The sequence below is a fragment of the Actinomadura sp. NPDC048032 genome, from assembly GCF_040653175.1.
GTDB classification, from domain to species: domain Bacteria; phylum Actinomycetota; class Actinomycetes; order Streptosporangiales; family Streptosporangiaceae; genus Spirillospora; species Spirillospora verrucosospora.
The window spans coordinates 1-12,415 of record NZ_JBEZJP010000231.1; the positions used below are offsets into that span (position 1 = coordinate 1).

Below are 12,415 nucleotides of genomic sequence, written 5' to 3' on the forward strand. Positions count from 1 at the left end.
GTCGCTCCGTGACCCAACCGACCACACGAATAATCGAGGTTAGTTAGCATCAAAAAGGCTGGCTGTCAATCAACCGGTGAGCGAGAAACGCAAAAAGTAGAAGAACGTGACCCTGCGGTATCTGTCCACATCGGCTATCGCGGCGGTAAGAGCCTGGTCAGCCGAGGTCAAGGCGGATTTTGCGACCGCCATGCGCTGGTTCAAGACGACTCGGGCCTGCGCAGCAGAGGCCCGCGCGTTTTGTTCCTCCGCGGTCAGTTGGGCCTGCTGGCTCTCTAGGTCTTTGCGCGCGGCCACCCTCTTCGCGGCGGAATGCTGCCTCGCGGCTTCCTTCTGGGATTTCAGTTTCTTCTCCCGTGCTGCAAGTCCAGCCAAGATTGCCTGCCGCTCGGCTGCGGGCAGCGAACGCGGTTGTGACCGACGGACGTGTGTTTCGTGACTCTGGCGCCATTCGTTCAAAGTCTGGGCCTTCACTTCCCCGATGCCGGGCACCTTGACGCGGTGTGTCGAACCGGCGAGCACGAAATAGGCATCCGCGTTCTGATAGCTGCCTGAGATGAGGACTATCCCGGTGAAGTCTGCGGCGGTGGAGATACCAGCGGCTTTAAGATTGGCTACGAGCTTGGCGCCGATACCATGAGGCGGACTGTTGGCGATGGTGATCCGCGCAAGCCGGGAACGGACATGGGCCTCCTGGAGTTTAGACAACGCCATGCTGAGCTTTCGCTGCCGTAGGCTCGTCAGGTTGCGCAACTCGGTTTCAATGGGTATCAGCTGAGTTTCTAGCTCCCGATCGGCCCGCTGGTCGGCCTTGACGAAAAGTTCCTGCAGCGAGTTTCGGCGCGCTGCGAGATCCTCGTGAGTCTTCGTCATGTGGAGATCGAGGCTAGTCTGTTCCTTCTCAATCTGCTTTAGTTCCCGGTCAAGCCCTCGGAGGTGTTGTGCAGTCTCGGCTCGGCGTTGCCGTGCGTTCCGCGCTTCTGCTACCTCGGAACGACGCCGATACCTGAATGCCATAGCGGATAGTGCGGCAAGTCCAACGCCCACGTCTCCTGAGACTGCTAGCGTGTTGATGAGACCAAGGACCACCAGCAGAGCTGGTGCGAGCATCGCAGGAATGAGCAGCCCCAGCGCCAGCAATGGGCGAGGCCCGCGAAAGATTACAGGTGGTTCCAGTGGTTTTGGAGGCAGGTGGCCTGCCATCCATGACGGCAGAGTCCCTTTGGGGGGTTGCAAGATATGCGGCGCTGCGGACCCGGCGAGGAAGGGTGCCGAAAAGTCGGAAGATGCCGATGGAATTCTGGTATTGGAGGAGTTGAGAGGTTTCAAGCTGCTCAATGGCTGGGTAAGAGCATCTCGAACAAGAGCGGCCAGCTTTCGGATTTCGGGTGCGGCGGAACCGAGCAGAAGAGCAAAGCGTATTGAGGTTGCGGGGTCCGTGAAGTCCTCTTCAGAGAGAAGAAGATACTCGCCGTCCGGCTCGTGCAACTGCTGCCAGAGAGAGGGATCGGAGGAAATCGCCACAAGTGCGAGATAGATCACCCATGCGGAGAAGCGGTCGAGGTCTGGACCAAATTCCGTCTGCCCACGCATCGGTGACTGGTAGTTGCGATGCCCCATCTCGGCGGGAGGCAAACCGGCCAGGGCCGGCACGTACATTCCGTCATAGTCGACGAGCCGGAGTGATCCGTCCGGAGCCACGAGCAGGTTCCCGTGCTGTAGGTCGCCGTGACCGATGCCGGCGGCAGCGAGTTGCTCGACCAATTTGGCGAAGTTTGCCGCTAGTCTGCCGAGGGCGGCCTGGTCGTGCAGGTTCGCATCGATCCAGCGGACCAGCCCGATGCCTGTGACCCACCGCATCTTGAGCACGGGATACCAGTTCCCCATGACCAGGACTCCGCGCAGGATGTATTCGAAGTCCACTTTCCATGGATGGTTGACGGTGGCTAGGTGGTCGCTGATCGCGCGATAACGTCGTTCCTGGTCCTGGGCTTCGCGAGTGAAGCACTTGACCGCAAACTTTTCGCCAGCGGTGGAGGTGAGCGCGAAGACGCTGGCGAAGTTGCCTGAGATGGGTCGGGGGCGGCCGAGCCTGTCCAGATCGGGGGTGGCTCTCTTGAGATCGAGGTCTTCGAAGCACAGGCCGGTATTCTGTAGTGCATCGACGTATTCGGCGCCGGTCGGAAAACGCCGTGGCCCGGCCGTGTTCACCAGATGTCCACCCGGACGAGGGTGACGTCGTCATTGCGCATCAGGCCAGCCGAGCGCTGGGCGGCCACCCACTCCGAGAAGGCGGGTATCTCTGCAGAGCCGAGATCGGTGAGCTCCGCCCACGGACTATGGCCGGCCTCGTACCGGCTTAGGAACCAGGCAGCGAGGGCATCGGTACACAGAAAAAAAGTGTCCCCTTCCTGGCAGGCGCCCGAGTCGAATCGGGCTCGGTCGGCCACCAGCCGTTCGTCCAGCCCGCGGCTGCATAGAAGATCGGGGTTGGTCCCGAACTGCATCGAGGCGTCCATGGGGAACGCTTTAGCCAACCGGTCGTCCCGCACTTGGAACAGACAACTGTCCCCGATAGCGGCAGCGTGCCAGGGCATGAGTTGATCATTTGCGGATGCGCCATGGCCACCGCTGTCGTGAGGGTTATGGGCATGGTCGGCACCGCTACGACCACTGTCGGCGTCGCCGAAACACACCGCGATGAGCGTTGCGTATGCACCTCGGTCGAATCCAGGCTGCTCATACCACATGATGGGCTTGCCGCGGGCAACCCGTTCGTCCACATACGCTGCCATGGTCTCGTCCCAAGTTGTGGCCGCGGCGAGTGAGGCTGCGGCGAACTCGTGAGGACGGAGTACCGCCGAGATCTGCGAGTTTGTGAACTCGTGGGTCAGTAGGCGCGCCCAACGATTGGCGAGCAGGCTCTCGGAGGCGCCATCGGCGACCGCGACCCTTAGGAGGTCAGCGGAGACTTCACCCTCATTGGTCGGCTCGGGCAGGCAGCACGCAGCATCCTCGTACTCCTCCTCCGTACTTCCGTCCTTGGGGGTGGAGAAGATGGCTAGGTTCGCGCGCATCTTTTCAGCGCAGGTCAGTCGCGCGGGTTCCGATGTCGAGGAACTGCACCACCGAAGTTATGTCTGCGTTGTAGACGAAGCCCCGAGTGGCATCGCTCGTTCCGAAACCTTGTTGCGCCGCGTACGCCCGCATGTGCGAGGGCAGCGGGCTGGACATGGCGAAAAGCTGCTTGGCGAACGCATCGGGAAGTTGAGCATCGCTGTCTGGGAAGGTGACCGCGACTCCGCCGGCCCCTGAGACGTGCAGGTTGAACAACAGCACCGGACCGTCTGCGGTGGCCTGGCTCTGGATTTGCGACGCTGAAGCGAGCGGGTCACCGTCGTTGGCCTCTCCGTCCGTCAAGTTGAGGACAATGGGCGGGAAACAGCCGGGATGCTCGCTGATCCACTTGGTCACCAGCGACTCCGCATAGCTCAACGCTCGGCACATGGGGGTCGCGCCGTTGGCCAGGGGCTCCATCCACAGCGGGAAGCTCGTGGTCGTCTCGACCAGGCCGCCGGCCCCGTCGGGAACCTTCTTGGCTCGGCTCTCCACTCGCGCGGGGTTGTCGGCGACTTCGCTCAGCGGTACGAGGTCACGTCCGGCCAGGACGCCGCTGAAGGCGGATCCGACCGAAGCTCCATAGCCGATGACCGCGACGTGGAAGTAGTCCCGAACGCCCTCTTCCTTGGCGCACTTCACCGAGAGCTCAGTGAGAAGGCGGTTGATCGCGTCAGCGACGACGTCGGCCTTCTGCTGCGGGATTTCTCCGCCGATCGGGTCACTCATGGAGGCCGACTGATCGATCAAGAAGATGAAGCAGCTCGGGTTGCTGCGGCTGATTTCAGCGGTGTATGGCATCTGCAGTCTCCCCGTTCGGGTGGACGACCGGTGGCCGGTAGCCAGGCGAGTCACAGTGGTTGATGGCAGGATGCCATGATCGGACATGGCGCGGTCACCTTATTGACGATTGCTACGGATACCGGGATAACACGGGTTCTGGGGTTCCGCCCTTGCCCTTGGCGTCGCCGATGCGAACGTCCTGGTGAACAGGCGACGCCGAGAGCGCGGATTGCGCCGATGCGCGGCCGTATCGACCAGAACCCGCATTCTGGCGGTCGGCGCTGGTCAGGACTGCCGGAAGAGCCATGGGAACCCTGTTTCGGCCTGGGTCGGCTGCCCGTGGTCGGGGGGTCGGTCACTCAGGGGTCAGGCGCCAGCTCAGGCTGCTGGTGCCGGCGGACGTCTGGGGGAGCCTGGGGGATTACGGGGAGTGTGTGGCCGGTATCTGACACCGGGCCGGGCCTGAAACGCTCCAGTGCAGGGGTTGGGCGTCGGTAGGATCTAGGCCCGTCCGGGGCGCGGCGGGCATAGGGAGTGCGGGGAGCGGAGGGGCGAATGTCGGGGTCCGGCAGGCCGGTTCCGAGGCCGCCGAGGCCCGTCCAGCGGTGGTTCCAGGAGAGGCAGTCCGACTTCCCCTGGGAGCAGGAGGGGCTGGACCACGTCAAGGCCCTGATGCCCAACGTGGAGCCGTACCGCGCGTGGGCCCTGTTCTCCTTCGTCGCCCCGTCAGGCCGGGTCCACGAGTGTGACCTGTTCGTCGCGACGCCCGGCGGGCTGTACCTCGTCGAGCTGAAGGCGCATCCCGGCCGCGTCGTCAACAACGGGGCGACGTGGACGTTCAACGGCCCGGACCGCCCGAGGACGATCCGCAACCCGCTGCCGCTGACCGACTGGAAGTCCAAGGAGCTGAGGAGCCGACTGTCCTGGGCCGCCAGAGAGCTCGGGTTCTTCAGCGTCCGGGTCCCGAGGGTCGAGCCGGCGGTGTTCCTCACCGCGCCGAACCTCGTGTCGGACCTGGACGAGATCCAGCGCACCCGCGTGTACGGCCGCGACGACCGTCAGACCGGCCTCGGCCGCATCTGGCACGACCTGCTGGGACGCCCCCCGGAGAACGAGCAGCGCAGGGTCGCCGCCGACTTCTCCAGGCGCCTGCCGCAGATGCTGGAGCGGATCGGCATCACCCACTCCACGGCCCATCTGCGGTTCGGGGACGAGTGGCGCATGCAGCCGAGCGTGCTGGAGGCCGGGCCGCGCTGGGAGGACCGGCTCGCCGAGCGGCACGACATCGTGCACGAGGAGGGCCGGGTCCGAATCTACCTGGTGAACCGGCAGGCGACCGACGACGCGCGCAGGACGGTCGACCGGGCAGCTCGCCGCGAGTACCAGGTGCTGCAGGGCATCAACCATCCGGGCATCGCGCAGGCCGTCCAGATCCGCGAGCACCAGGGCGGTTCGGCGATCCTGTTCCGCCACGACCACCGTGACCTGCGGCTCGACTCCTACCTGGACGTGCACGGGGAGTCGCTCACCCCGGAGACGCGGCTGGGGCTCGTCCGGCAGCTCGCCGAGGCCGTCCGGTACGCGCACAACCGGTCGCTGTACCACCGGGCGCTGGCCGCGCGGTCGGTGTACGTGTCGGCGAAGGACGACGGGTCGCAACCGGTGCTACGCATCATCGACTGGCAGACCGCGGCGCGCGACTTCGACACCACCACCCCGATGACGATCGGCCAGTCCAGCCTGGACGCCGAGCTCGTCGACGACGCCGCGCTGGTCTACCTGGCGCCCGAGTTCGACCAGCAGTACCCCGACCCGGTCGACATGGACGTGTTCGGCGTCGGCGCGATCGCGTACCTGATCCTCACTGGCCAGCCTCCCGCCCCCGACCGCGCCAGCCTGATCGACACGCTGCGGGACGCCGGCGGCCTGCACCCGTACGCGGTCGTGGACGGCCTCGGCGACCGGCTCGACCGGCTGGTGTTCGAGGCGACGCAGGGCGTCCCGGCGAACCGGCTGGAGTCGGCGGACCGGTTCCTGGCGGAGCTGGACGCCGCCGAGCAGGACGCCGCCGTCCCCGACGACGTCCTCGCGGGCGGCTGGGAGGGCACGGATCCGCTGACCGCGATGCCCGGCCAGATCGTGGACGGCGACGCCGACGGCATGTGGCGCGTCGAGCGGGTTCTCGGCTCGGGCGCCACGTCGCGGGCGCTGCTGGTGCGCCGCGACACCGACGACGAGGACACCGCACGGGACGGCCAGGGGCCGGGCCCGGAACGGGTCCTGAAGGTGGCGCTGGACGAGGCGAAGGCAGGCCGGCTGGCCGCGGAGGCGGACGCCCTCGCGAAGGTCGGCGGCGGCGCGATCGTCCGGCTCCTGGGCGGGCCTCGGCAGCTGGCCCGCCGGACGGTCCTGGATCTGGAGTTCGCCGGCGACCGCACCCTCGCCGCCGTCCTCCACGACGACGGCAAGCTGACCTACCACCAGCTCGAGCGGTTCGGCCGCGACCTGTTCCGCGCACTGGACCAGCTCGTCGCGAAGAATGTGCGGCACCGCGACCTGAAGCCGGAGAACTTCGGGGTGCTGCGTCGCGCCGACCGCACGTGGGAGCTGAAGCTCCTCGACTTCTCCCTCACCGACGTGTCGGACCGCGACCCGACGGCGGGGACGCGCGGCTACCTCGACCCGTTCCTGGGGACGCCGAGCCGCCCCGACTTCGACGACCACGCCGAGCGGTACGCGGCGGCGGTGACGCTGCACGAGATGGCGTCGGGGGAGCGGCCGCGGTGGGGCGACGGCGGGTCCGACCCGCGCACGGGCGACGACCCGAACCCGTACCTGTCGGCGGAGCTGTTCGAGCCCGCGCTGCGCGACGGCCTCACCGCGTTCTTCCAGCGCGCCCTGCACCGCGACGTGTCGGAGCGGTTCGACACGTTCGCGCAGATGGAAGCCGCCTGGCACGACATCTTCCGCAGGGCGGACGCGACGGCCCCGGCGACCACGCAGGCGACCCTCGCGGGCGGCGATACCGAGTCCGGGCTGGGGCCGGAGGAGTTGAAGGCCGCCCGCGACATCGCGGCGGAGGCGGCGACCCTGGAGACCCCGCTGATCGCGGCGGGCCTGTCGCCGCGCGCGGTGGCGGTCGCGGCGGGCTTCAGCGCGACGACGGTCGGGCAGCTCCTGGACGTGCCGCCATACCAGATCTCGAAGGCGCGCGGTGCGGGCGCGGTCGCGAAGAAGGAGCTGAACCGGCGGCACAAGCAGTGGACGGCCGCGCTCCGCCCGCACCGCCGGGCGGGCCGAGAGCCGGGTGACGAGCAGGTCGCGGGCCCCTCGCTCGCGCAGCCCGGCGAGCCCCATGCCGGTTCGCGCGTGGACGACCTCGCGGCGATGCTCCTCCCGGCCGACGAGCGCCGGGGCTCCAGCAAGAAGGAGACGCTGCGGCTGCTGCTCGGCCTCCCGGACGCCGACGGCACCGTCCCGGACGACCCGTGGCCGACGCAGAGCGCGGTCGCGAAGGCGGTCGGCACGAGGCAGGCGACGGTTTCTCGGCACCACAAGGAGGCCGTCGAGCGGTGGGCCGCGGCCGACTGGCTGGTGCCCGTCCGCGACGAGGTGGTCTCGCTGGTGCGGGGGCAGGGCGGCGTCACGACGGCCGAGGAGCTGGCGGACCTGCTCCGGGTCCGGCACGGCGCGGCCGACGCGCCGCCGGAGGTGACCGCGGCCCGGTCGCTCGCCGTCGTCCGCGCCGCGGTGGAGGCGGAGGCGTTCACGGGGTCGGACGACGACAACGGGCGTGAGCCCCGGCTCGACCGGCTACGCAGGGGGCGGCACGTCCTGGTGGCGCTGGAATCGCTGCCGGGCACCGAAGACCCGACACCCGCGGAACTGGCCGACTACGCCGCCGAACTCGGCGGCCGCGCAGACGAACTGGCGAGGCAGGACCCGCTGCCCGGCGGCGCCGAGGTGATCCGGACGCTGCGCGGGATCGAGCCCCCAGACGGGATGAGGCCGCTGTCGGACACCCGCCTCGTCCGCCTGGCGTCCAGCGTCGCCGACGACGCATCGGCGGCGCCCACTCTCCAGCTCTACCCGCGCGGCCTGGACCTGGCGAAGGCTCTGCGGCTGTCGCAGGCCGGCGCGGGCGTCCGGTTCCCGCAGGGCGTCACCCTCGGCGACCTGCTGACCAAGGTGCGTGCCCGGTTCCCCGACCTGGACGCCTACACGCCGCCGCCCACCTACGTGGACGTGGAGGAGGCCCTGGCGGAGGCCGGTTTCCCGCTCCGCTACGACCAGGCCGCCGAGCGGTTCTTCCCGCCGGCGCCGGTCCGGCCCCGGACACCGTCCAGCAGCACCACCGCGACCCGCCTCGGCGCCGGTCTCGGCGCCCCGGGCGAAGGCCCCGAGGACATCGCGGACGCCAAGCTCGCCACCGCCGCCCGGCAGGGCGGCTTCCTCGCCCTGACCGTGCACCTGAAGCGGCTCAACGGCGTCGCGGACGCGCTCGCCGCCGCGTACCCGGTCGTCCCGGTGAACTTCGCGGACGTGTTCCTCGCCGAGTTCCGCGCCCTGGCCACCGAGCACGGCGCCGACTGGGGGCAGGTGCTGCGCGCGGACGAGCGCTTCACCCGCACCGGGGAGATGCCGGGCGGGCTCCGCTCGTTCGTCGTCCGCGTCCTGGAACGTACCGGAGAGCGGCTCCGCGAACGCGCCGCACCGCCCCGGACGGTGCTGCTCCTGCACAACGCGGGCCTGCTCGCCCGGTACTACGACGTCGGCGGGCACGACCTGCTGACCGGCCTGCAGAACGCGGCGCGCCGCGCGTCGGACGTCCCGCACGGCCTGTGGCTGCTGTGCCCGTCCGAGGCCCCGCGCACCACCCCCAACATCGACGGACGGACGGTCGAGGCCATCGGCACCGCCGAATGGACCGTCCTGGACAAGGCGTTCCTCACCCGCCTGCGCGGCGGCCAGGCCGCCTGACCGGCGAACCACACAGACCTATATCGGCTACATGACCCATCGAGGGGACGGCACGAGTGAGCGTGGACAAGGCGGCCCTGCTGAAGGACCTCCGCAAGCAGGTCACCTCCCTTGAGGACGACCTGCGCGCGGGCACCGAACCCGGGCAGCAGTTCCACGCCAGGCTCAAGGGCGAGTACGACCGCGCCCGCGAGCATCAGCGGACCGCGCTGACCTTCGGTCAGTGGCGGGACGACCGGGTCACGCAGGCCGCCGTCGCCTGGGTCCTCGCGACGGTGTTCGTCCGGTTCTGCGAGGACAACGACCTCATCGCCGAACCGTGGATCGCCGGCCCCGGCGACCGCCTCGCCGAAGCCGACGAGCGCCACCAGCGGTTCTTCCGCGACCACCCGGAGAAGAACGACCGCGACTGGCTGATCGCCGCCTTCGAGTACCTCGCCTCCACCAACGAGACCGTCGCGGGCCTGTTCGACCGCGACCACAACCCGCTGTGGGAGCTGAAGCCGTCCTACGAGCAGGCCGCCGAGCTGCTGAAGTTCTGGCGCCGCCTCGACGCGGACGGCCAGACCGTCCACGACTTCACGGATAAGGCGGACCTGGACACCCGGTTCCTCGGCGACCTCTACCAGGATCTCTCCGACCACGCGAAGAAGACCTACGCACTGCTCCAGACCCCGGAGTTCGTGGAGGAGTTCATCCTCGACCTCACCCTCGAACCGGCGATCGAGGAATTCGGTCTCGAACCGGCCTGGAAGCACAAGCCCGCCGGATGGCCCGGAGACGAGCCCGTCGTGCGCGGACTCCGCACCATCGACCCGGCCTGCGGCTCCGGCCACTTCCTCCTCGGCATCTTCCACCGCCTGCTGCAGAAGTGGAAGGAAGTCGACGTCCCCGGCCTGGACGACTGGGGCCGCATCCGCCGCGTCATGGAATCCATCCACGGCTGCGACAAGAACCCCTTCGCCGCCGAGATCGCAAGGTTCCGCCTGCTGGTCGCCGCCCTACACGCCGCAGGCGAAACCCGCCTCGACACCGCTCCCGCGTTCCCCATCAACGTGGCGGTAGGCGACTCTCTCCTGCATGGCCGAGGTGCCGAGACCCAGACGGAAATGCTCTTCGGCGGCGAGGAGCAGTTCACCTACACGACGGAGGACGTGCAGGAGTTCGCGAAACGCTGTGACCTGCTTGGTGCGGGCTCCTATCACGTGGTTGTTGCCAACCCGCCATACATTGTCGTAAAGGATGCTCAGGAAAACGAAAACTACCGGTCATATACCACCACATCAGGAAAGTATGCACTGTCGGTGCCTTTTGTGCAACGTATTTTTGAGCTGTCCCTCCGAACAGGTGGCGCCGACCGTGTAGCCGGGTTTGCTGGCCAAATCACAGCCAACTCGTTCATGAAGCGTGAATTTGGCAAGAAGCTCATTCCCTGGCTTCATGAAAATGTAGACCTATCCCATGTAATCGACACGTCCGGCGCCTACATTCCAGGTCACGGCACTCCTACCGTAATTCTCGCAGGTCGCAATCGAACTGCATTCAAGGAGTCCACCATTCGTGCGGTTCTTGGTATTCGGGGGGAGCCCTCTCAGCCAGTAAATGCAGCTGAGGGGCACGTCTGGACAGCGATCGTTGATCAGTATCAACGTCCGGGAAGTGAATCCGAATGGGTCAGCGTCGACGAGGTCCCACGTACCAGTTTTGCTGAGTATCCTTGGTCGTTGACCGGCGGAGGCGCGGTTCAACTCACTGAACAGATCGAAGGGGCATCCGTAGGGCGCCTTGAAAATTTCGTCGAGTCAATCGGATTTCACGACATCCTGGGTGAAGATGACGTCTTTATGGCGGAGGGATCGCCTCCAGGATGGGGGAAAGCTTCTGTTGAGACGCACCCCATGGTTACTGGTGACGCCCTCCGTGACTGGAGTACTTCACCCTATCTTCAGGTCCTATGGCCGTATGTCGAACAGAGCGCAGATTTGCAATCCCAGAATACCTCGCTCTTCTGGCCTTATCGTGCCCTCTTGAGAAAAGGGAAGACTTTCGGAAAGACTCGCGAAGAACGCGGCATGGCGTGGCATGAGCACATCATGCTTTCCTGGGAACGGAGTAAGGCCGAAGTGCTCATCGCGTTCGCGTTCGTTGCCACGCACAATCATTTTACTCTAAATCGACAGGGAAAGGTGTTCAATCGCTCGGCGCCGGTTATTAGCCTCGACGCCTCTGTTGATAAAACTCAGCAGTTTAACCTGCTGGCGCTCTTGAATTCTTCCCTTGCTTGCTTCTGGCTTAAGCAGGTCAGTCAAGGAAAGGGAGGGAGTGGCCTCGGTCGGGGGCTTCAGGACGAAGAATGGGAAGAGCGATATGAATTCACTGGAACAAAATTGCGGGAATTTCCTGTCGCGAAATCGAATTTGAGTGAATATGGAATAAGATTGGCGAAGTTGGGGGCGAGTCGAGCCACTTGGTCCGACTTGATAGATAGCGTGTCTCTCCTTAGTCGAGAAAGATTTGATGGCGCCCGAGCAGGAGACTTGCTGGCCCACGAAAAAATGGTTGCCTCTCAAGAGGAACTGGATTGGATAACGTATCGCACATATGAGCTCTTGCCTGTAGGGGATGCTGCGCTGGCGACGCTATCGGATCTCGAATCGGTGCCCAATGTTCAACTAGGGGAACGAGCTTTCGAGATTTTGCTTGCTCGTAAGATGAGTGCTGGCGAGGTCACGACGTCGTGGTTCGAGCGGCATGGGGCGACGCCGGTTACGGAGATTCCGGAGAGGTGGCCGGAGGAGTATCGGCGTGTGGTGCAGGCTCGCATCGATCTGATCGAGAAGCTGCCCAAGGGTGTGGGGCTGATCGAGCGGCCGGAGTACAAGCGGCGATGGGCGACCGAGCCTTGGGAGAAGAAGGAGAAGGCTGCTCTCCGCAACTGGATCCTCGATCGGTGTGAGCGTGAGGATCTCTGGTACGGGCTGCGGGACGGGTACCGGCAGCCTCGCACGCTGACGGTCAACCAGCTTGCGGACCAGTTCAAGGACGACGCGGACATGCAGAGCGTGGCGGCGCTCTATGCGTCCGACCATATGAAGAAGCGCGATCTTCCGTTGGCGAAGGTGCTCGCCAAGGTCATTGCGGACGAGCACGTGCCCTACCTGGCGGCGCTGCGCTACAAGGACACCGGTCTGCGTAAGCGCGCGGAGTGGGAGCAGGTCTGGGACCTCCAGCGCGAGGAGGACCGGACGGGGAAGCGGCTCGACATCGCCGTTCCCCCGAAGTACGCGCCGAAGGACTTCCAGAAGACCTCGTACTGGTCGCAGCGCGGAAAGCTCGACGTGCCGAAGGAGCGGTTCATCTCGTATCCGGGGGCGAGCCCGGACGCGGATGACACCTTGCTGCTCGGGTGGGCCGGCTGGGATCACAAGGACCAGGCGCAGGCACCAGCCCCGTCCCGTCGCCGTCGCAGGTGTTCGCGGGACGTCCCCCGGCGGTCAAGCCGACGCCCGCGGCGGCCCGCGCGGCCGTCCCGATG

At 66.3% G+C, this 12,415-nt stretch carries 5 protein-coding genes; 2 read left to right on the plus strand and 3 right to left on the minus strand.

The genetic code is table 11. The annotated features are described in order from the left end of the window. Positions 1-69: 69 nt before the first annotated feature. Genes AB0C69_RS26145 through AB0C69_RS26155 form a run of 3 tightly spaced genes read right to left on the minus strand, consistent with a single transcriptional unit; the run spans position 70 to position 3,918 of the window. Positions 70-2,211: a hypothetical protein gene (locus AB0C69_RS26145; protein WP_360357798.1), complete on the minus strand. Its 2,142-nt coding sequence runs from the start codon at positions 2,209-2,211 to the stop codon at positions 70-72. Further along, a complete protein-coding gene (locus AB0C69_RS26150; protein ID WP_360357800.1) occupies positions 2,208-3,077 on the minus strand; it encodes a hypothetical protein in 870 nt (289 codons plus the stop codon). The genes AB0C69_RS26145 and AB0C69_RS26150 overlap by 4 nt, the downstream gene beginning before the upstream one ends. A gap of 4 nt (positions 3,078-3,081) precedes the next feature. Next, a complete protein-coding gene (locus AB0C69_RS26155) occupies positions 3,082-3,918 on the minus strand; it encodes a vWA domain-containing protein (protein WP_360357801.1) in 837 nt (278 codons plus the stop codon). Positions 3,919-4,455: 537 nt separating this feature from the next. Here AB0C69_RS26155 and pglW point away from each other — a divergent pair. Both pglW and pglX read left to right on the plus strand, forming a co-directional pair. Then, entirely contained in the window at positions 4,456-8,880 is a 4,425-nt protein-coding gene (gene pglW / locus AB0C69_RS26160; RefSeq protein ID WP_360357802.1) for a BREX system serine/threonine kinase PglW, read from the plus strand. Positions 8,881-8,936: 56 nt separating this feature from the next. Then, positions 8,937-12,415: BREX-2 system adenine-specific DNA-methyltransferase PglX (gene pglX, locus AB0C69_RS26165; protein ID WP_360357804.1), on the plus strand; the 3,479-nt coding region annotated here is incomplete at its 3' end.